This window comes from Micromonospora sp. RTP1Z1 (assembly GCF_033804685.1).
In the GTDB taxonomy this organism is placed as follows: Bacteria; Actinomycetota; Actinomycetes; order Mycobacteriales; family Micromonosporaceae; genus Micromonospora.
The window spans coordinates 89,958-110,171 of record NZ_JAPFQV010000001.1 but is presented as its reverse complement, the minus strand read 5'-3'; the positions used below and the strand labels follow the sequence as shown (position 1 = coordinate 110,171).

Annotated in this window: 14 protein-coding genes; 7 read left to right on the top strand and 7 right to left on the bottom strand. The window is 72.7% G+C overall.

Going from position 1 to position 20,214, the window contains the following annotated elements:
• Nucleotides 1-77: 77 nt before the first annotated feature.
• Genes SLP03_RS00505 through SLP03_RS00495 form a run of 3 tightly spaced genes read right to left on the bottom strand, consistent with a single transcriptional unit; the run spans nucleotide 78 to nucleotide 5,346 of the window.
• Nucleotides 78-2,279, bottom strand: a complete 2,202-nt coding sequence (locus SLP03_RS00505; RefSeq protein WP_319458449.1) for a glycosyltransferase family 4 protein — start codon at nucleotides 2,277-2,279, stop codon at nucleotides 78-80.
• Nucleotides 2,280-2,305: 26 nt separating this feature from the next.
• Complete coding sequence (locus SLP03_RS00500; protein WP_319458448.1) at nucleotides 2,306-3,742, bottom strand: glycosyltransferase; 1,437 nt, start codon at nucleotides 3,740-3,742, stop codon at nucleotides 2,306-2,308.
• Between the two features lie 59 nt (nucleotides 3,743-3,801).
• Nucleotides 3,802-5,346 (bottom strand): glycosyltransferase family 4 protein, encoded by a 1,545-nt coding sequence (locus tag SLP03_RS00495; protein WP_319458447.1) that lies wholly within the window; start codon nucleotides 5,344-5,346, stop codon nucleotides 3,802-3,804.
• 244 nt (nucleotides 5,347-5,590) lie between these two features.
• On the opposite strand from SLP03_RS00495, the gene wecB reads away from it, so the two are divergent.
• The 3 genes from wecB to SLP03_RS00480 are packed head-to-tail and all read left to right on the top strand — an operon-like array spanning nucleotide 5,591 to nucleotide 10,292.
• On the top strand, nucleotides 5,591-6,679 hold the full coding sequence (gene wecB / locus SLP03_RS00490) for a non-hydrolyzing UDP-N-acetylglucosamine 2-epimerase (protein ID WP_319458446.1): 1,089 nt from the start codon (nucleotides 5,591-5,593) through the stop codon (nucleotides 6,677-6,679).
• A gap of 50 nt (nucleotides 6,680-6,729) precedes the next feature.
• On the top strand, nucleotides 6,730-8,160 hold the full coding sequence (locus tag SLP03_RS00485; protein WP_319458445.1) for a glycosyltransferase: 1,431 nt from the start codon (nucleotides 6,730-6,732) through the stop codon (nucleotides 8,158-8,160).
• Complete coding sequence (locus tag SLP03_RS00480; RefSeq protein ID WP_319458444.1) at nucleotides 8,157-10,292, top strand: glycosyltransferase; 2,136 nt, start codon at nucleotides 8,157-8,159, stop codon at nucleotides 10,290-10,292. The genes SLP03_RS00485 and SLP03_RS00480 overlap by 4 nt, the downstream gene beginning before the upstream one ends.
• A 91-nt stretch (nucleotides 10,293-10,383) precedes the next feature.
• On the opposite strand, the gene SLP03_RS00475 is transcribed toward SLP03_RS00480, so the two are convergent.
• The 4 genes from SLP03_RS00475 to SLP03_RS00460 form a co-directional block, all read right to left on the bottom strand.
• Nucleotides 10,384-11,940, bottom strand: a complete 1,557-nt coding sequence (locus SLP03_RS00475; protein WP_413644062.1) for a glycosyltransferase family 4 protein — start codon at nucleotides 11,938-11,940, stop codon at nucleotides 10,384-10,386.
• A gap of 76 nt (nucleotides 11,941-12,016) precedes the next feature.
• Nucleotides 12,017-13,054, bottom strand: coding sequence for a Gfo/Idh/MocA family oxidoreductase (locus tag SLP03_RS00470; RefSeq protein ID WP_319458442.1), 1,038 nt, complete (start codon nucleotides 13,052-13,054; stop codon nucleotides 12,017-12,019).
• Nucleotides 13,051-14,178, bottom strand: coding sequence for a DegT/DnrJ/EryC1/StrS family aminotransferase (locus SLP03_RS00465; protein ID WP_319458441.1), 1,128 nt, complete (start codon nucleotides 14,176-14,178; stop codon nucleotides 13,051-13,053). The genes SLP03_RS00470 and SLP03_RS00465 overlap by 4 nt, the downstream gene beginning before the upstream one ends.
• A 100-nt stretch (nucleotides 14,179-14,278) precedes the next feature.
• On the bottom strand, nucleotides 14,279-14,932 hold the full coding sequence (locus SLP03_RS00460) for a TetR/AcrR family transcriptional regulator (protein ID WP_319458440.1): 654 nt from the start codon (nucleotides 14,930-14,932) through the stop codon (nucleotides 14,279-14,281).
• 153 nt (nucleotides 14,933-15,085) lie between these two features.
• Here SLP03_RS00460 and SLP03_RS00455 point away from each other — a divergent pair, with 153 nt between their 5' ends.
• The 4 genes from SLP03_RS00455 (at nucleotide 15,086) to SLP03_RS00440 (ending at nucleotide 20,191) form a co-directional block, all read left to right on the top strand.
• Nucleotides 15,086-15,985, top strand: a complete 900-nt coding sequence (locus SLP03_RS00455; protein ID WP_319458439.1) for an ABC transporter permease — start codon at nucleotides 15,086-15,088, stop codon at nucleotides 15,983-15,985.
• Nucleotides 15,972-16,790: an ABC transporter ATP-binding protein gene (locus SLP03_RS00450; RefSeq protein ID WP_319458438.1), complete on the top strand. Its 819-nt coding sequence runs from the start codon at nucleotides 15,972-15,974 to the stop codon at nucleotides 16,788-16,790. The genes SLP03_RS00455 and SLP03_RS00450 overlap by 14 nt, the downstream gene beginning before the upstream one ends.
• A gap of 158 nt (nucleotides 16,791-16,948) precedes the next feature.
• On the top strand, nucleotides 16,949-18,445 hold the full coding sequence (locus SLP03_RS00445) for a bifunctional cytidylyltransferase/SDR family oxidoreductase (RefSeq protein ID WP_319458437.1): 1,497 nt from the start codon (nucleotides 16,949-16,951) through the stop codon (nucleotides 18,443-18,445).
• 30 nt (nucleotides 18,446-18,475) lie between these two features.
• Nucleotides 18,476-20,191 carry a CDP-glycerol glycerophosphotransferase family protein gene (locus SLP03_RS00440; RefSeq protein WP_319458436.1) on the top strand — a complete coding sequence of 572 codons (1,716 nt, stop codon included), beginning with the start codon at nucleotides 18,476-18,478 and terminating at the stop codon, nucleotides 20,189-20,191.
• Nucleotides 20,192-20,214 lie beyond the last annotated feature (23 nt).

The following is a 20,214-nucleotide window of genomic DNA, read 5'->3' as shown; positions in this document are numbered from 1 at the left end:
CACCTCGCCCTTTGCGGACGATTCGTCGCAACCGGCCTCCCGGTCCGCAGCGGCGCCCGCCACGGACCGGGAGGCGGTCAACGCGACACGGGCTCCGGCGGCACGAGGGATGTGGTGACCATCAGGTCCGGCCGCAGGCGCCCCAACTGCCACGCGATCGACACGCCGAAGACCCCGGCCACCACCACCCGCTCGGTCCGCGAAAGGTCCAGCTTCGGCAGCACGTCCCGGCGCACGATCCGCCACAGCACGTGCGAGCGCACCACGCGGTAGCCGGGGTAGAAGACCGAGGTGTGGAACCACCGGGCGAACGAGCCGTGGGTGCGCTCCAGCCGGGAGACGAACAGCTCCGGCCAGAGCGACTCACTCGCGCGAGCCCGCTTGCGGGTCACGGAGAGGGCCTTCCCCGGCGCCCGGTAGACGAACAGGTGCTCGGTCCAGAGCACCGGCCGCCGGCGCTCTGCGGTGTCCAGCCGCAGCAGGCGGACGCGCTCGTCGACCTCGGAACGGCGCCACTGCAGGGGGTCATTGGTGATCACGTCGACGCCGTAGCCGCGCTCGACGAGGCGCCGGACGTACTGCCGAACGACCTTGAACTGCGGCGGGCTGATCGCCACCAGCACCACCCGCGGTGCGGCCGGATCGTCCGAGCTGGTCGGCGCGGCGCCGGCGATCACCGGGGCGGTCGGCGCGGCCACGTGGCCCGCAGCGGTCGGGACGGAGGCCGGGACGGCCACCTCGACCGGTGCGAGCTCCGGCGCCGCGTACACCTCCCTGAGCCGGGCCGCAACCGCCTCCCGCCCGTACCGCTGGACCAGGCTCGCCCGGGCGGCCGGCAGGTCCAGCTCGTCGATCCGCTTGCGGAGTTCCCGGAAGCCCTCCACGAGCACCGCCGGATCCTCGCTGATCTCGACTAGGAGGCCGGCGCGCCCGTTCAGCCCGCTCAACGTCTCCTGCGGCCCCTCGCTCGCCGCCACCAGGACCGGCGTGCCGCAGGCCACCGCCTCCACCACGGTCATCCCGAAGGTCTCGGCCGGGCTGGCGTGCACCAGCAGGTCGTGCGTCCGCATCAACTCGGGCACCTCGGAAGGCGCGACCGCCGGGCGGAGGTCCATCCGGTTTCCGTACGGGCTACGCGTGATCTCCTCGCGGATGTGCTCGACCAGCGGTCCAGCGCCGACCAGCGTCAGCGTGGCCTCCGGCTCTTCGGCCGCGACCGCGAGGAACGCGGCGAGCAGCCGGTCGACGCCCTTCTGCGCGCTCAGCCGGCCGACGTACAGCCAGCGCAGCAGATCCCGTGGCGGCTTCGGCCGCGGCGCGAATTCGGTGAAGTCGATCGCGTTCGGGATGACGCGCAGCTTGTGGGCGTGGTGCGGGAATGCGTCGCGTACCTGGTCGTGCAGGTGCCGGCTGACGCAGAGGAACACGTCAGCCCGGTGCAGCGCCTCCTCGTAGAGCCGGCGCGCGGCGGGCTGCTTGAAGATCGCCTCCAAGAAGCTGGCGTGCTCTGTGACGACGACCCGGGCGTCGGGCCGGGCCAGCCGCTGGGCAACGACCCCGCCGTAGATGCCGGTGTGGGCGTGCACGAGCGGGGCCTCGATCTGTCCCGTCGGCAGGGTCCGCCGCATGGCCTCGACGTGGCCGAGCGCCCAGGCGGCGTAGTCGCGCCGGGACGAGATGGGCACCGGAACCCGGGTGACCTCCCCCGCCGCCGTGTCCTGAATCAGCGGGCCGACGCGGTCGGTCAGCCGGCGGGCCGCGACGGAGATCGCCTCGACATTCGGTGCGTCGTAGCGGTAGGGCCAGTCCTCGGTGTGCAGGACTGAGATCCGGGGGTGGTCCCGCCGCACCGCCCCGATGGTGGCCTGAACGAAGGCGCCAGCCAGCGCGTTGTTGGCCGACGGGTACCAGGGCGTGACGACGGCCAGGTCCGCGGGGGCCGGGCGGCGCCGCGGCTCCGCCGTCGGTTCGAAGGCGACGGTGAGGTCTCCGCGCCGCGCGGCGGCGTCCCAGGCCGCCGGGAAGGCGTACGGGTCGCCGACCACGAGCAGGTCGGCGTCGTGCAGCGGCCCGTTGCGGTCGCGCAACAGCCGCCGGGCGGCGCGTGACGCGGCGCGCGAGTCGGGGGCGTCGACCGGGTGCACCGGCACGTCCCGCGGCACCTCGACGTCGCTCCACTCGGGCAGGTCGGGCGCGACGAGCACGACCTGCGCACCGTCGGCTGTAAGCTGCGCCATGTGCCGCTCGGCCGCCCGGACCCGGTGCGGGCCCAGCGCCATGAAAACGACCTTACCGGGATTCGCACTCAACGGGACTCCTCCACCAGCGCACGCATCCGGGCCTCCCACGGCTGCAGGGTCGCGGTCCGGGTGTACTTCTCGGCATGGGCCTGGGCGGCGGCGTGCCGGGACGGGTCCAGCTCGCGAGCCGCCTTGGCCGCGGCCACGAACGACTCGGCCACGGACTCCGCATCGAGCCGTTCTGCGGCGAACCAGAGCGGGTAGCCCTCCAGCACCTCGGCGGCGGCGATGTCCGGCCGGTGCACTGAGACGATCGCTTTGCCCGAGGCCATGTACTCGAACACCTTGCCAGACGTGACGTACTTCGCGCCGGGGACGCAGAAGACCAGCGCGTCCGTCTCCCCGTACACCCGTGCCACGTCGGCCTTCCCGAACGAGCCGCGGTAGCGGACCCCGACATCCTCGTGGACGGCCAACTGCTCCCGCAGCGTCTCCGCGGTCTGGGCGAAGAAGCCGAGGTGGCCGTGCACGTGCAGTTCGGCGTCCGCCAGCAGCGGGTCCCTGCGCGCCAGACGCCACCCCTCGAAGAGCTCGTCGAGTGGCAGATACGGGGTCACGGTGCCGAGGTAGCCGAAGCGCAGCGGACGATCCGGCACCGGCGGCTGGAACGCGGGGCGGCCGACGAACTCCGGCTCCCAGCCGTTCGGCACCACGGTCATCCGGTCGGCGGCGAACGGGTACTGCTCGGCGTACCACTGCCGCATGCCGTCGTTGACGAACACGACCTCGGCGGCGTCCCGCACAATCCGGGACTCCCAGCTGGCGGTGCGCGTTCCGGGGCCGAACCGGACCTGCTCGGTGAACTGGTTGAACGTCCACGCGTCGCGGTAGTCGACCGAGTAGGGCACCCGCCACGCCCGGCCCAGGAACCAGGCCGCGGCGAAGGACACGAACGGGTTGCCGGTGGCGATGACCAGGTCGAAACGGCGGCGGGTGTGCAGCTTGAACGCCCGGCTCAACAGACCGGGGATCCACCCGATGTAGTGCTCCGGCAGGAACCATTTCTGCATCCGCCGGTAGAACCGGTCAGCCACCACGGGCACGGCCTTGCGCAGCCGGCTGAACCGGCGGACGTCCGTCTCCCAGTGGTAGTTGTTCATCGGGGGCCGCTCGACGCGCACCCGGGGGTCGACCGTCGCCTCCAGGGTCTCGTCGGCACCACCATCCAGGTAGTAACTGAAGAACTCCCGGGGCGCGGTGATGACGGTCACGTCCCAGCCCGCCTCAGCGTAGTGATTGGCCGTGGCCCGGGCCCGGAAGACACCACTTCCCCGGCTGGGCGGGAAGAAGAAGGCCAGGTAGAGCAGGCGGGGACGGCGACCCTCGCGCCCCGCGGTCTCCTGCGGGCCGGCAGTCGGCGCACTGTCGTCACCGGCGGATCCTGTCGACAGCTCGGCCGCGCTCACTTGTGTGGGGCCGGTCGACTTCACGTCTCGTCGCATCGCGCTTTCTTTGGTCGGTGTCATGGCCGCGGCGGGAACCGGGCCGGCGGTCGGCGAACTCAGGCGGAAAGCGTGCTCCCAGTCTCGACATGGTGCCGCACGTTTGCCGCACCGGCCTCGGCGGCGGGTCCGGTGGAACCGTCGGCCGCGGCGGGCAGGAGCCGCGAGTACAGGTCGTCCAGCACCCGCGCCTGCGCCTCCCAGGTCCAGCCCGACAGCAGTCCGGGCTGCTCGTACGCCGCCCGGTACGGCTGCGGGTCGGCCAACACGTGACGGACCGCACGAACGTAGTCCGCCACGTCCTCCGCCCGGAACACCTCACCCTGGCTCGTCGACCGCACCGTCGACGCCATTGTCTTCACGTCGCTGACGACCAGCGGCAGTCGGGCGTGCGAATACTCGAAGAACTTCGTGATCAGCGCGATCTCGTGGTTCGGCCAGTGGTGGATCGGGATCACCCCGACGTCGGCGCCGGCCAGGAAGGGTACGACCTGCCAATGCGGCACATATGGCAGCACATGCACCCGGTCGGCCACCCCGAGCTCCGCGGCCCGGGCGAGCAGCCCCTGGACGTAGGGCCCGTCCGGCCGGTTGACGACGAACGCGGCGTGCACGCCGTCGAGCTGGGGCAGCGCCTCGACCATCGTACCCAGCCCACGCTGCTCGGCCGCGGCCCCGCTGTAGACCACCAGCGGCACCGTCGGCCCCACCCCGCACCGGGCGCGCACGTCCGGCACCGGTTCGCCGTCGTCCGCCGGCTGATCGGGCTGCGCCTCCGGGGCGTTCAACACCACCGTCGGCAGCTCGGGGAGGCTGTGCGTGGAGCGCAGCAACTCGGCCAGCGAGTCCGAGACGGTCAGCACCGCGTCCGCGTACGGCGCATACTCCCGCTCGTGGGCGACGTGCGCCGGCAGCCACCGGGCGTTGTGCGCGACCGGCCGCACGCCGGGCAGGAACTCGTGGGCGTCCCACACCAGCTTGATCTCGCGCCCCTTGGCGCGGGCCCGGACCTTGGCGCGGGCCCCCACCCCGAGCATCCGGAAGTCGTTCGCGTGGATCAGATCCGGCGCCAGTCGGTCGACCAGCGTGCCGAACGCCAGCTCCCAGTCCCACAGGCCCGGCGCCAGGCGCCGCCACGCCCGGTCACCCATCACCCGCTGCCAGAAGGCCGTGTACGTCCGGTCCCAGGGCCCGTCCAGCCGCCGGGGCGAGCGCTTGTGCTGGGCGACGCGATAGTCGACCCAGCGCTCCAGCAGCCCGGCCGCGAACTCCTCCGCCCGCAGCCGCGGCGACGCGCCGGACCGCGCCGTACGCAGGCGCAGATCGGCCCGCCAGGCGCGCACCCACTGCATGCGGTGGCCGGCCAGCCCACCCGGCGGGTACGCCAGCGGCGCGCGCAACCAGCGGCGGCGGTACTCGTGCCGGTGCTTGGCCAGGGTGGCCGGGACGGGCAGCAACCGGACCTCAGCGTCCCCCAGTTGCCAGCTCTCCGCGAGCCCGGAGGGCGACCGGCCGAGGAGGGTGACGTCCCAGCCCGCAGCGGCGGCGGACCGGGCGGACTTCTGGACCCGGGAGTCACCGGTGACGCCATTGTCCACCAGCATCACGATTCGTCCGCGCCGGGCGCCGTTGGCACCTGTGGACATCATCCGGCCCGCGTCCCTCCCCGTTGTCTCCCGCCCCAGCGGGGGCCTGGCGAGTCTACGGTAGCCACTCCCCGGACTGGCTAGACTCCCACTGTAAGGTAGCCGCAGCGCATGATCAGCGCCGGCCCGCCCACGTCGGGGGCCGGGACGCGCGGCACGACATCGGCCCCGTGCCCGCCCGCAGGACTTGGAGTACCGCCACGTGAAGGTCGTCAGCATCGTCGGCGCCCGACCCCAGCTGGTCAAGCTGGCACCGCTCGCCGGCGCCTTCGCCGGCACGGAGCATCGGCACGTCATCGTGCACACCGGCCAGCACTACGACGCCGACCTGTCCGACGTGTTCTTCACTGGTCTCGGCATCCCCACGCCCGACGTCCACCTGGGGATCGGCTCGGGCAGCCACGGAGCGCAGACGGGGCACGCGCTCGCCGCCCTCGACCCAGTGCTGGCCGCCGAGCGGCCCGACTGGGTGCTCGTGTACGGCGACACCAACTCGACGCTGGCCGGAGCGCTGTCCGCGGTGAAGCAGCACCTGCGGGTCGCTCACCTGGAGGCCGGGCTGCGCTCGTTCAACCGGCGGATGCCAGAGGAGCACAACCGGATCCTCACCGACCACGCCGCCGACCTGCTGCTGGCGCCCACTGAGGAGGCCATGCGGCACCTCGCCACCGAGGGCCTCGCGAGCAGGTCGGTGCTGGTGGGTGACGTCATGGTGGATGTCTGCCTTACCGTGCGGGACACCGTGCTCGCCGGCGGCCAGCCCGCGCCGGCGCTGCCCGCGGGGATCGACCCCACCGAGCCGTACCTGGTCGCCACCCTGCACCGGGCGGAGAACACCGACGACCCCGAGCGGCTCGCCGCCCTGGTCGACGCGCTGGCGGCCCTGCCGGTGCCGGTGGCGCTCCTCGCCCACCCGCGGCTGACGGCCCGGGCCGAGGAGTACGGCGTGAAGCTGGACCAGGGAGCGCTACGGGTCGGCCGGCCGCTGCCGTACGCGGGCATGGTGGCCGCGGTGCTCGGCTCGGTGGGCGTGGTCACCGACTCCGGTGGGCTGCAGAAGGAGGCGTACCTCCTCGGCCGGCTGTGCACGACCCTGCGCCCACAGACCGAGTGGCCGGAAACCCTCAGCGGCGACTGGAACCGCCTCGTTCCCGACCCCCACCTGCTGGGGACGGCGACCTTGGCGGCGACGGCCACCCGCCCGACCCCGACCACCGCCCGCGGCGAGCCCTTCGGCGACGGGCGGGCCGCCCACCGGGTGGTACGGGTCCTGGCCGACGCCCTCGCCTGACCCCGCGCACGACGCCCCTCACCCCAGCCGGAAGAGATCCCCAGCGCACGATGCAGAGCAGACTTCCCCCCCTCGCCGCCCTGACCCTGGCCGGCCGCCGTCGGCCCCGTCGGGGCGCCCGGCCGCATGTCATCTACCTGGCCATCGGCTTCCCGCCGGCGGCGAAGAGCTCCGCCTACCGGATGCGCGAGACCGCCAACCAGTTCGCCGCGGCCGGCTGGGACGTCACGGTCATCACCCTCGCGGACGAGTCCTGGGAGCGGGAGTACGGGCTCGACCACACCCTCTCCGAGGGCGTCGACCCGCGCATCGTCATCGAACGGCTGACGCTCGCCCGGGCGGATCTGGAGACCGACATCCGGGCGTTCTCCGAGGCCCGCTCGCTGCACCCGCAGCAGTGGATCGAGCAGCAGCGCCGGCAGGAGCTGCAGACCTTCCCGGAACCGGTCTTCGGGGGCTGGCGCCCGGAGCTGGAGAAGGCGGTGCTGCGCGTCCACCGGGACCACGCGGCGGACCTGCTCATGACGACCTGCGCCCCGTACGTCAACCTCGCGGCGACCTGGCGGCTGTGGCAGGAGTACCGGGTGCCGTACGTGGTGGACTTCCGCGACGGTTGGTCCGTGGACGTGATCGGCGGCGGGGCGGCCTTCGCCAAGGACTCGCCAGCGGGCCGCTGGGAAGAGAAGGTGCTGGCCGAGGCCCGGGCGGTGTGGTGCGTCAACGAGCCCATCGCCGACTTCTACCGCGAGCGGTACCCGACGCTGCGCGACCGGGTGCGCGTCGTGCGCAACGGCTACGACGAGGACTGCGTTCCGGGGAGCACCCACCGCGCCGACCCCGCCGCGGGGCTGACCTTCGGCTACCTCGGATCGATCAACTTCTCGCCCGCGCTGCTCGACTCGGTGCTCACCGCATGGCGTATGGCCCGCCGGGAGCATCCCCTGCTCGCGAAGAGCCGGTTCGAGGTACGCGGGCACATCGGCGCGGGCGCGCTGCGCGAGGCGAACGCGCACATGGAACTGCTGCGGGCCGCCGCGGGCGACAGCGTCGAGTTCGGCGGGCCGCTGGCCAAGGCGGAGGTCGCCGCCGCCTACGGCCGCTGGGACGCGCTGGTGCTGATGCTGGTGGGTGGCCGTTTCGTCACCTCCGGCAAGGTGTACGAGTACGCCGCCAGCGGGCTGCCGGTGGTGTCGGCGCACGAGATCGACCATGACGCCGCGACCGTGCTCGCCGGCCACCCCCTCTGGACCGGGGCGGTGGGACTGGACCCGCGCCGGCTCGCGGACTCGTTCGCCGTGGCGGCACGGCTCGCCGTCGAGGCGACGGACGAGCAGCGGGCGGCCGCCCGGGCGCACGCCCGCCGGTACACCCGCCGCGCGCAACTCGCCCCCGCCGTCGCCGAGGCGACCGCGGTGGTCACCGGTGCGGCGGCCACCGGCCACGGCAGTGACGGCACCTCCATCGAAGGCGGACAGGCATGACGAAGGTGCTCATCGTGGTCGGTGAGCGGCCACAGCAGAAGTCGGTGCTCCTCGAGGCGCTGCGTCGGTTCCGTGACCAGGGCGCCTCGATCGGCATCGTCGGCGACGTCGACTCTGACGCGCTGGCCCTGGACCCCGGCCTCGCCGACGTCCGCGCGCTCCCCGCCGAGCCGGCGGACCCGCGGCTGCGCCGGGCCCTGGCCCGGATCCCCCAGCCGTCCCGTGCCCTGTGGCTGCGGGCCTGGGCTGATCCGTGGACCCGCCGCTGGGTGCGGACCGCCGACGTGCTGGTCGCGCTCGATTCGACGGCCGTCCACGCGGTCTGGGAGATGGCGCAGCGGCAGCCCCGGGCGGACGCCTGCAACGGGATCGGGGCGGCTGGGCGGATCGTCCGGGCCCGGCAGGAGGGGACGCACCGGGTCGCCCGGCCGGCGTCGGAGCGGCTGTCGGCCCGGGCGGGCATCGTCGTACGCGGGGCGCGGCGGGCGGCGGTGACCGGGGCCCGCGAGTCGCTGGAGGCGGCCATGGCGCCGGCGGTGCTCCGCAGCCGCATCGGCGGTCGGCTGTGGCGCTCGGCGGTGGCTGCCCCAGGTCTGCCGGAGCGGGTACGGGTTGCCCTCGCGTACCGCGTGCACCTGCGGTCGGTGCAGGCGGGTCGCCCCAGCCTCGCGGCCGCGACGACCGCCGCCGCCGCGGATCGGATCGGCGGCCGCAAGAGCCGGGCCGACCTGCTGTCCAGAGAGGCCGCCGGGGAACTCGACCTGGGTCAAGTCCCGGTCTGCCTCACCGAGGCGGTCGCGGCCGAACTCGCGCTCGCCGACGAGCTCCTTCCCCGGCAGAAGGCCCGCGCGGCGAAGTCGTTGTACAAGGCGATGCGGTTGCTGTTCCACCGGGTGCCGCACTTTGATCAGCTCTCCTCACCGCTGGCCGAGCGGCCGGCCGAGTTCCTGGCCCCGCTGCGGGCCAGCGCGACCGCCCGGGCACTGGCCACCCCGCGCGGCCGGGCGACGCCCGCGGCGACGCCCGCGGCGGACCGGCCGCTGCGCCTGCTCCTCATGACCAACGGCAACGCCCATTTCCTGCAGGAGATCAAGCAGCGGTACGCCGAGACGCCCGGCGTCGAGCTGCGCTACCTGCACCTGGCCGACGATCCGGTCGCCGCGCCGCTGACCCGCAACCCGGCCGGCATCGTCGAGCATCTCGTCGCCGGCCAGAGCGAGTACGGCAACCGGGTCGAGGAGTGGCTACGCCCGCACGTGGACTGGGCGGACACCCTCTTCGTCGACTGGTGCGTCGCCGCTGCCGCGATGACCACTCTGGTTGATCCCGGCGACACCCGGGTGGTCATGCGGCTGCACAGCTTCGAGGCGTTCAGCTACTGGCCGCACCTGATCGACTTCTCCCGGGTGGACGACCTGGTCTTCGTCTCGGACCACCTCCGGGACCTGACCTGCGAGGTGGTGCCGGCGCTCACCGGTGAGCAGGCCCCCCGCCTGCATGTCATCCCGAACGCGATGGACCTGCGGCGCTTCGACCGCCCGAAGGCCCCGTCCGCCCGGTTCGCTCTGGGTCTGATCGGCACCAGCGCCGTGGCCAAGGACCCGCGCTGGGCGATCGAGGTGCTCCGCCGGCTGCGGGCGGACGACGAGCGGTACCGGCTGATGCTGGTCGGCGGCGGCCTCGACCCGAAGGCGAGCGAGTCCGTCCGCCGCTACCAGGCGGCGTTGTCGGCGGATCTGGCCGAGCTTGAGCCGTCCGGCGCGGTGATCCGGATCGGGCACGTCGACGACGTTCCCGGGGTGCTGAGCGACCTCGGCGTCATCCTCAGCAGTTCGGTGCGGGAGAGCTTCCACTGCGCACTGGTCGAGGGCGCGGCCAGTGGCGCCGTCCCGGTCGTGCGGGACTGGCCGTTCTTCGCCGGCCGGGAGACCGGAGCCCGGACGCTGTTCCCCGCCGACTGGGTGGTCGGCACCCCGGCGGAGGCGGCGGAGCGGATCCGGGCGGCCACCGCCAGCGAGGACGTCTGGCGGGCGGAGGGCGCCGCCGCGGCCGGACACGCGACGAAGACCTGGGACTGGAGCGTCGTTCAACACGACTTCGACGAGCTGTTCCTGCCGGGCGGCCGAGGGTGAGTGCCGGCCCGACGGGCCGACTGCGGCCGGTCGGGCCGACTGCGCGGAGGCACCACCGGCGGCACGGGGCAGAGTCCTTGCCGGTGACCCGTCAGCCCGCGGCCACTGCCGCCCCGGCGCGCCCCGCGGCCGGCAACGCCAGGTCGGGTCGGACCCGGCGGTAGACGCCTTCCAGCACCTCGGCCTGCGCTTCCCAGGTCCAACTGTCCAGCAGGCCGGGGCGGTCGTATGCGGCGCGGTACCGCGCCGGGTCGGCGAGCACCGCCTGCACCGCGCGGATGTAGTCCGCGACGTCCTCGGCGCGGAAGACCTCGCCCTGGCCGGTCTCCCGGACCGTGTCGGCCATCGTCCGGACGTCACTCACGACGATCGGCAGCCGTGCGTGGGAGTACTCGAGGAACTTCGTGATCAGCGCCAGCTCATGGTTGGGCTTGTGGTGGATCGGGATGACCCCGGCATCCGCGCTGGCCAGGAAGGCCGGTACCCGCCAGTGTGGTACGTACGGCAGCAGGTGCACCCGGTCGGAAACCCCGGCCTCGACGGCCCGGGCCCGCAACGCCTCGGAGGCCGCGTTGCTCGCGGTGGGGTGCAGGGTGACCAGGGCGACGTGCACCTTCTCCAGCTGCGGCAGCGCATCGATCATCAGCTCGACGCCCCGGGACGGGTTCACCCCGCCGCAGTAGACCAGCAACGGCGTCTCCGCGTCGATGCCGCATCTGCTGCGGACGTCCGTGCCGTCGTCGTCGAGGACGCCGGCGACCGGTCGGGGCGGGGCGTTGAGCACCACGTCGGGGCGGACCGGGAGTCGATGGGTGCGTTGCAGCAGCTCAGCCAGGGTTGCCGAGACGGTGATGACCGCGTCCGTCGCCCCGATGTACTCCTCCACGTGCGCGACCTGGGCGGGCAGCCAGCGGGGATTGTCGGCGCGGCCGAGCACGCCGCCGACGAACTCGTGCGCGTCCCAGACCAGTCTGGTGCCGAGCCCGCGAGCCCGCGCCCGCCGGGCCGCCCGGGCGCCCACGCCGATCATGCGGAAGTCGTTGGCGTGGATGATGTCCGGCGCCAGCTGGTCGATGACCGGGCCGAACGCCAACTCGTAGTCCCACAGCCCGCGGTCCAGCCGCCGCCAGCTTCGCGGGCCGAGGACCGCCTGCCAGAACCGGATCGACGTGCGGGTGATGAGGTCGTCGGGGTTCTGCTGACGCAGCCGGAGGCGGTGCAGCTCACCGCCCCGGAACTTGGCCCAGCGGCCGAGCGCCTTGGCGGCCAGCGAGGCCGGAGGGGCGAGGAGGCCGCCGAGGCGCTGGGTGAGCGACGCGGTGCCGGAGCGGCGGGCGACCGCGAGGGCCACCCGCCGTTCCTCGACCGCCGCTTGCGAGGCCTTCATCCGCTGGATCCGGTAGCCGCCGTGCCGCCCGGGCGGGTACGCCAGCGGCCGGCGCAACGAGCGGTGGAACTGGCTGGGGTGCTGGCCGAGTGACCGGGGAACGCGGATCAGCCGGACCCGCGCGTCCCCGATCGACCAGCTCTCCTGCGCACCGTTGCTGAGGGCGGCACCGAGCAGCACGACGTCCCATCCCGCCTCCGCTGCCGAACGGGCCGCCTTCTGGACCCGCGAGTCGCCCTGCACACCGTTGTCGACGAGCATGACGACGCGGCCCCGGGTTGGACGCGACGCACTACCGGCTTCCATCAGTTGCCCTGTCTCCTCGTGCCGTCCGCCGTCAGGACGCGACGGCGGCCTGCAGCGGGTTGGCGCTGTCCGTCGGCGCGACCGAGACGGTCACCCCGGCCGACGCCGACTCCAGCAGCGCGGCAGCAACCTGCACGGTCCGCAGGCCCTGCCGCAGGGTGACGATGTCGCTCTCTTTGCCTTCGACCGCGTCACGGAAGCGCTCATGCTCGACCAACAGCGGCTCCCGCTTCGGAATCGCGTAGCGGATCATGTCGCCGGTCGCGACGCCCCGGAACGTCCGCAGCGCCTCCCACTCCATGTCGATGGCCGCGTTGGCGTAGAAGGTGAGATCGGCGGTGAGCGTGTCCGCGACGAAGCAGCCCCGGTCGCCGGTGATCACGGTGGAGCGCTCCTTGAGCGGGCTCAGCCAGTTCACCAGGTGGCTGACCATCGTGCCGTCGGACAGCTGCCCGACCGCGGAGACCATGTCCTCGTGCAGCCGGCCGCTGCGGGACACCGTCCGGGCCGACACCGAGGTGTACTCCCGCCCGGTCACCCAGCCGGTGAGGTCGATGTCGTGGGTCGCCAGGTCCATGACCACGCCGACGTCGGCGATCCGGTGCGGGAACGGGCCCTGCCGCCGGGTGACCACCTGGTACATCTCGCCCAGCTCACCGGCCTCGAGGCGCACCCGCAGGCTCTGCAGCGCCGGGTTGTACCGCTCGATGTGGCCCACGCCGGCTACGAGGCCGGCCGTCTCGAACGCCTCGACCAGGCGGACCGACGCCTCCACCGACTGCGCCAGCGGCTTCTCGATCAGGGCGCTGACACCGTTGCGGGCCAGCTCCACACCGGTCTGCTCGTGCAGCGCGGTGGGGCAGGCGACGACCGCGTAGTCGATGCCGAGGGCGAGCAGGTCCTCCAGCGCGGGCAGCACCGGCGCGCGCAACTGCCCGCTCGAGTCACCGGCCGGGTCGACGATGCCGACCAGCTCCACGCCGTCCAGGCCGGAGAGCACCCGGGCGTGGTTGCGCCCCATCGCGCCCAGGCCGATCAGGCCGGCGCGCAACCTCTTGCCGCGGCTCATCGGGCGCCCCCGGCGAGGTTCGCGCCGCCGGCGAGGTTCGCGCCCTCGGCGATCCGCTCCAGGTCGTCCGAGCTCAGCGACGGGTGCACGGGCAGCGAGACCACCTCGGCGGCGGCCCGCTCGGTCTCCGGCAGCTCCCAGGGACCGGGCTTGCCGTCCTCCATCAGGTACGGCTTCAGCCGGTGGATCGGGGTCGGGTAGTAGACGGCGTTGCCGATGCCCAGCTCCGTGAGGCGCTTCTGGGCCGCGTCCCGGTCGCTCCGAACCCGGACCGTGTACTGGTGATAGACGTGCACCGCGCCGTCGGCGACCGGCGGGGTCACCATGCCGGTGATCTTCGAGTCGAGGAACTTGCCGTTCGCCTGGCGCTGCGCGGTCCACTCCGGGAGCTGGCGCAGCTGCACCCGGCCGATCGCCGCCGCCACGTCCGTCATCCGCATGTTGGCGCCGACGACCTCGTTGGCGTACCGCTGCTCCATGCCCTGGTTGCGCAGCAGGCGGAGGGTACGCGCGAGACCGGCGTCGGCGGTGGTGACCATGCCGCCCTCAAGGCTGTGCATGTTCTTCGTGGGGTAGAAGCTGAAGCAGCCGGCGGTGCCGAAGGCGCCCACCGGCGTGCCGCCCAGGGCGGCCGCGTGCGCCTGGGCCGCGTCCTCGACCACGGCCAGGCCGTGCCGCTCTGCGATCGGCATGATCCGGTCCATGGCGGCCGGGTGGCCGTACAGGTGGACCGGCATGATGGCCACCGTGCGGGGCCCGATCGCCGCCTCGACGGCCGCCGGGTCCACGCAGAAGCTGCCGGGCTCGATGTCCACGAAGACCGGTGTGGCGCCGACCAGGCGGACGGCGTTGGCGCTCGCGGCGAACGAGAACGAGGGCACGATGATCTCGTCACCGGGGCCGAAGCCGAGCGCCATGAGGGTGAGCTGCAGGGCGGACGTGCCGGAATTGACCGCCACACAGTGGCGGCCGGCGACGAAGTCGCCGAACTCCTGCTCGAAGGCCGCCACCTCAGGGCCTTGGACGACCATCCCGCTTCGCAGGACCCGCACAGCCGCCTCGATCTCGGCCTCGCCGATCACCGGCCTGGCTGGGGGGATGAACTCTGCATTCGGCCCAGACATGGGCTTCCTCCTGTCGGTTGGAACTCGTCCGGCCGCGATGCTAACCGGTACGGATTGGGGTGGGATGGGCGGTACGGATGGGACGTGGCTGCCGTGCGCGTCACTGCTGCTGGGCAAGGAGCCGCCCCTCGTCACCCTGGCTCGGTATGGGCATCTGGCAGGCGGCCTGGAGTGCGCCGGCGACGGCCGCGGCGAGCCGTGGCATATCGGCGGGGTCGAGCGGCACCCGCGCGATGGCCAGCCGCCAGTAGAGCGGGCCGACGATCAGGTCGGTGGCGGCGACGGGGTCGATCGCCGTCAACTCGCCCCGCGCCACGGCGAGTCCGATCAGCCGCTCCCCCAGCGCCTGCTGGTTGTTGCGCAGCACCTGCTGCAGGGTCTGCCCGATCTGCGGGTTGCGGGCGGCCTCGGCCAGCAGATCCGGGATGATCTGTGACGCCAGCGGGTGGCGTAGGGCGCGTGACATGATCATGTAGAGCACCTCGAGGTCGCCGTTGAGACTGCCGGTGTCCGGCAGCAGCAGGCGCTGACCGGCGACCGACGCGACGATCTCCAGGACCAGGTCAAGCTTGGAACTCCAGCGGCGGTAGACGGCGGCCTTGCTCACCCGGGCTCGCCGGGCCACCGCCTCGATCGACAGCCGCGCGTAGCCGCCGACGGCGAGTTCGTGCATGACGGCGTCCCGGATCGCGCTGGTGATGTCGTCTCGGAGCACCGCCGCGCCGGCCGGAGCACGCCTCTTCTCGGTCGCCACGTGGAACAATGTAGCGCAGCGACGGAACGGTTGCGTCGCGACGTGACGATGGACTACCTTGCGTCCAGCGCGAGCGGGCGGGGCGAGGGCTGCCGCGCCCCGCCTTCCGTTGTCGCGCTCATCCCGCACACCGAAAGATCGGAGCGCCTACCCATGGCCCACACGGCGGTGGCCGACCCCGACTCAGGACTGACGCAGGCGCAGCTCGCCGCGCGGTACGGCCTGAGCTTCGCCGGGGCGAGGCCTACTCTGGCCGCGTACACGCGGCAGCTGTGGTCCTACCGACACTTCATCGCGGCGTACGCGAACGCCAAAGTGGTGGCGTCGTTCAGCACTGCCCGGCTCGGCCGGCTCTGGCAGGTGCTGACACCGCTGACCAACGCGGCCGTCTACTTCCTCATCTTCGGTGTGATCCTCAACACCAGGGCCGGCGTCAGCAACTTCATCGGCTACCTCTGCATCGGCCTCTTCGTCTTCACCTTCACGTCGGCCGCGGTCTCCGGTGGGGTGCAGGCCATCAGCGGGAACCTGGGCATGATCCGGGCGATGCACTTCCCCCGGGCCTGCATGCCGCTGGCGGTCGTCCTGACCCAGCTCCAGCACCTGCTAACCGCCATGGTGGTCCTGGTCGGCATCGTGTTGGTGACCGGCGAGCCGATCACCGTGGAATGGCTGCTCGTGCTGCCCGCGATGGCGCTGCAGTCGATCTTCAACGCCGGGCTGGCGCTGGGGATGGCCCGGCTCGGCGCCAAGATCGTCGATTTCAAACAGCTGATGCCGTTCATCATGCGGACCTGGATGTACGCCTCCGGCGTGCTCTACAGCGTGGACAAGTTCGCCCAGAACATCCACAACCCGGTACTGATCGAGATCGTGCACGCCAACCCTCTGCTGATCTACATCGAGCTCATCCGGCACGCGCTGATGGAGACCGCGCCGCTCACCTCGTCGCCCCCCCAGATCTGGGCCCTCGCGGCCATCTGGGCCCTCGTGGTCGGCGTCGGCGGCTACCTCTACTTCTGGCGCGGCGAACAGGAGTATGGCCGTGGCTGAGACCACCATCGCCCCATCCGCCACCACCACGTCCGACGGGCGGCGCATTCCCACCGTGGTGGTCGACGACGCACACGTGATCTACCGCGTGCACGGCGCCGGCTCGGCCGGCACCAACACGCCGGTGGGCGCACTGAAGCGAGTCCTGACCCGGGTCCCCGCCCCCACCGTGCGGGAGGTCCACGCCGTCAAGGGCGTGACCTTCACCGCCTACCGCGGTGAGGCGATCGGCCTTATCGGCAGCAACGGCTCGGGCAAGTCCACCCTGCTGCGTGCGATCGCCGGCCTGCTCCCGGTGACCAGCGGCGCCGTCTACGCCCAGGGCCAGCCCGCCCTGCTCGGCGTCAACGCGGCCCTGCTCAACGACCTCACCGGTGAGCGGAACGTGGCGCTGGGTCTGCTGGCGATGGGCTTCTCGCCGGAGGTGGTCAGGAAGCGGACGGCGGAGGTCATCGAGTTCTCGGGCATCAACGAGCGCGGCGACTTCGCCTCGCTGCCGATGCGGACGTACTCCTCCGGCATGTCGGCCCGGCTGCGCTTCGCGGTCTCCTCCGCGAAGGACCACGACGTGCTGCTCATTGACGAGGCGCTCGCGACCGGTGACCGGAGGTTCCGCCGACGCAGCGAGCAGCGGGTCCGCGAGCTGCGCGAGAGCGCCGGCACCGTTTTCCTGGTCAGCCATCAGCTCAGCACCATCCAGGAGACCTGCGAGCGGACCATCTGGCTGGAGTCGGGCGAGATGCGGGCCGACGGACCGACCGACGAGGTCATCGCACAGTACGAGGGGTACACGAACGGCAAGTAGGCGTGACGGGCACCCCGGCCGGAGGCCGGGGTGCCCGTCACGCGTGGTTCGGGCCGGGCCGAGAGCTATGGTCGTACGACCCGGCGCTCGGCGGACCCGCTCGAACGCGCCCGCACGCCAACTCCGTAATCGCTTGAGCAACATCTGGTGAGGCCCACATGACGCAGCATCCGGCCACGGCGCCGGCCCACGCCCCGTGGCGGCCCAGCCGGACCGTGGCGGTGATCCTGGCCGGCGGCACCGGCACCCGGCTCGGTCTGGGCATTCCCAAGCAGTTGCTCAAGGTCGCCGGCAAACCCATCATCGAGCACACCCTCGCGGTCTTCGAGGCCGCGCCGGAGATCGACGAGATCATCGTGCTGATGGCGGCCGGTCACGTCCACGATGCCGAGCGCATCGTCGAGCGGGCCGGCTGCCGCAAGGTCACCTTTATCGCCGAAGGCGGCGAGACGCGCAACGCCACCACCCGGCTCGCGCTGGACGTGATCGGCCCCGAGGACTGCAACATCCTCTTCCACGACGCGGTGCGACCGCTGGTCAACGGCCGGATCATCCGCGAATGCGTCAACGCGCTCTGGACCTACTCGGCGGTCGACGTGGCCATCCCGTCGGCCGACACGATCATCCAGGTCGACGAGGACGACTGCATCACCGGCATCCCGGCCCGCGCCACCCTGCGCCGCGGGCAGACCCCGCAGGCGTTCCGCTCCGGCAGCATTCGGGAGGCGTACCGGCGGGCCGAGGGCGACCCCGACTTCGCCGCCACCGACGACTGCGGCGTGGTGCTGCGCTACCTGCCCGGCACCCCGATCAAGGTGATCGACGGCGCGGACGAGAACATCAAGGTCACCCACCCGGTCGACGTGCACCTGGCGGACAAGCTCTTCCAGCTCGCCGCCGCGCAGGCGCCCCGGCTCACCGACCACCGCAGCTACACCGAGGAGCTGACCGGCCGGACCATCGTGGTCTTCGGCGGCAGCTACGGCATCGGCCACGACCTCACCGAGCTGGCCCGGAGCTACGGCGCCCAGGTCTTCCCGTTCAGCCGCTCCACCACCGGCACCCACGTGGAACGGGCCGAGGACGTGGCGGCCGCGCTGAAGACCGCCTTCGACGCCACCGGCCGGATCGACCACGTGGTGGTCACCGCCGGCATCCTGGAGAAGGGCGCCCTCGCCGAGATGGACGAGGAGACGATGGACCGCCTCCTGCACGTCAACTTCGTCGGCCCGGTCACCATCGCCCGGCAGTCGCTGCCGTACCTCCAGCAGACCAAGGGTCAGCTGCTGCTCTACACGTCCAGCTCGTACACCCGGGGCCGGGCCCGGTACGCGCTCTACTCGGCCACCAAGGCCGCGCTGGTCAACCTGACCCAGGCGCTCGCCGACGAGTGGGCGGAGTTCGGCGTACGGGTCAACTGCGTCAACCCGGAGCGGACCGCGACCCCGATGCGGACGAAGGCGTTCGGCGAGGAGCCGGAGCACACCCTGCTCACCTCCGAGGCGGTCGCCCAGGCGTCGCTGGACGTGCTGATCTCCGACCTGACCGGCCAGGTCATCGACGTCCGCCGGGCGCCCGGCGAGCAGGTCGCGGCGGTGCCCGCCCAGCCGGGTGCGCACCCGTCCGAGCAGCTTCCCGCCGACGTCGACGCCTGACCCACCGCAACCAGCGAACGGACGACCGACATGCGTGGTGACCTGGTCCGGAAACTGCTCGCCCGGGTGCTGACCACCGGGCTGGCGGTGCTGGCGTTCCTCGTCGTGGCGCTCACCGGGGCGACCGGGTGGGGGCTGGCGATCGCGGTGGCCGCGCTCGCCGCCGCCGCGGTGGAACGCCGGATCCGGCCGGGTGCCGACGGCGTCGCCGAGTCGGTGCTGGTCGCCGCGGGCATCCTGGTCGGGTACGCCCGCCGGCTCGACGACGGCTTCGACCCGGCGCTGGCCGCCACCGCGCTGGTCCTGCTCGGCCTGGTCCTGCTGGTCGGGCCACTGCGCACCGCGGGCGCCCTGGAGATCCGCGCCGCCAACCTGCCGGTGCGCACCTGGACGCCGCTGGTCGCGGAGCGGCTCGGCGACGCGCTGCTGGCGCTGCTCGGGCTCGTCGCGGTCGGCGCCGGTCTCGCCCTGCCCGCGTGGGTGCCGCTGGTGGCCGCCCTGCTGGTCGGGGCCGGCTGCGCGGCGGTCGGCCTGGACCTGGCCCGGCGGCGGTTCCGGCCGCCGGCCGGTGGTGGGCCGGTGGGCCGGGCGCTGCGCCGCCACCAGCCCGAGTTCGTGCTCTACTTCTCCGCCCCGCCCGGGTCGGAGTACCAGGTCACCATGTGGCTGCCCTACCTGGAACGGATCGGCCGGCCGTTCCTGGTGGTGTTGCGCGAGCCGGAGTTCCTGCCGACCATCGCCGCCGCCACCCGCGCCCCGGTGGTGTTCTGCCCGACGCTGAAGACGCTGGACGAGGCGCTGGTGCCGAGCCTGCGGGCGGCGTTCTACGTCAACCACGGCGCGAAGAACAGCCACTGCGTCCGCTTCTCCCAGCTCACCCACGTGCAGCTGCACCACGGCGACAGCGACAAGGCCCCCAGCGCCAACCCGGTCTCGGCGATCTTCGACCGGATCTTCGTGGCCGGGCCGGCGGCGATCGACCGGTACGCCCGGGCCGGCGTGGAGATCCCCGCGGAGAAGTTCGTCGTGGTCGGCCGCCCCCAGGTGGAGGCGATCGAGGTACGCCGGGAGCCGGCGCGCGGCGTGGCCGCCGCGACGGTCCTCTACACCCCGACCTGGACCGGGCACCACGCCGACGCGAACTACTGCTCCCTGCCGGTGGCCGAGACGGTGATCCGTCGGCTGCTCGACCGAGGTGCCACGGTGATCCTGCGGACCCACCCGTACACCGCGCAGAACCCGACCTCGGCCCGGCAGTTGGCCCGGCTGACGGAACTGCTCGCCGCCGACCGGGCGAAGACCGGCCGGGCGCACCTGTGGGGCGCGGCGGCCGCCCGCGAGCTGACCCTGACCGAGTGCGTCAACCGCTCCGACGCGCTGGTCTCGGACGTCTCCGGGGTCATCTCCGACTACCTCTACTCCGGCAAGCCGTACGCGGTGACCGACATGGGCGTCGACGGCGAGCACTTCGTCGAGCGGTTCCCGCTGGCCGGTTCCGGTTACGTGCTGCGCCGCGACATGTCCAACGTGGACGAGGTGCTGACCCGACTGCTCGACACCGACCCGAAGGCGGGGGACCGCTGGGCCACCCGGAGTCGCTACCTGGGCGATTTCCCGGCCGACTCGTACGCGGAGGCATTCCTCGACGCCGCCCGCCGGCAGCTCGAACCGGACTGGAACCTGCCGGCGCCCCGGGCCGCGGACGCCGTCGCCCAGGACGAGTCGTCCCTGTCCGCCACGCCCTGACCGGCACCCCGCCGGGAGGCGGG

Coding starts and splice junctions, on each gene's coding strand:
- SLP03_RS00505 (WP_319458449.1), bottom strand. CDS start 2,279: ATGGCGCTGGGCCCGCACCGGGTCCGGGCGGCCGAGCGGCACATGGCG.
- SLP03_RS00500 (WP_319458448.1), bottom strand. CDS start 3,742: ATGCGACGAGACGTGAAGTCGACCGGCCCCACACAAGTGAGCGCGGCC.
- SLP03_RS00495 (WP_319458447.1), bottom strand. CDS start 5,346: ATGCTGGTGGACAATGGCGTCACCGGTGACTCCCGGGTCCAGAAGTCC.
- SLP03_RS00485 (WP_319458445.1), top strand. CDS start 6,730: ATGCAGAGCAGACTTCCCCCCCTCGCCGCCCTGACCCTGGCCGGCCGC.
- SLP03_RS00480 (WP_319458444.1), top strand. CDS start 8,157: ATGACGAAGGTGCTCATCGTGGTCGGTGAGCGGCCACAGCAGAAGTCG.
- SLP03_RS00475 (WP_413644062.1), bottom strand. CDS start 11,940: ATGCTCGTCGACAACGGTGTGCAGGGCGACTCGCGGGTCCAGAAGGCG.
- SLP03_RS00470 (WP_319458442.1), bottom strand. CDS start 13,054: ATGAGCCGCGGCAAGAGGTTGCGCGCCGGCCTGATCGGCCTGGGCGCG.
- SLP03_RS00465 (WP_319458441.1), bottom strand. CDS start 14,178: ATGTCTGGGCCGAATGCAGAGTTCATCCCCCCAGCCAGGCCGGTGATC.
- SLP03_RS00455 (WP_319458439.1), top strand. CDS start 15,086: ATGGCCCACACGGCGGTGGCCGACCCCGACTCAGGACTGACGCAGGCG.
- SLP03_RS00450 (WP_319458438.1), top strand. CDS start 15,972: ATGGCCGTGGCTGAGACCACCATCGCCCCATCCGCCACCACCACGTCC.
- SLP03_RS00445 (WP_319458437.1), top strand. CDS start 16,949: ATGACGCAGCATCCGGCCACGGCGCCGGCCCACGCCCCGTGGCGGCCC.
- SLP03_RS00440 (WP_319458436.1), top strand. CDS start 18,476: ATGCGTGGTGACCTGGTCCGGAAACTGCTCGCCCGGGTGCTGACCACC.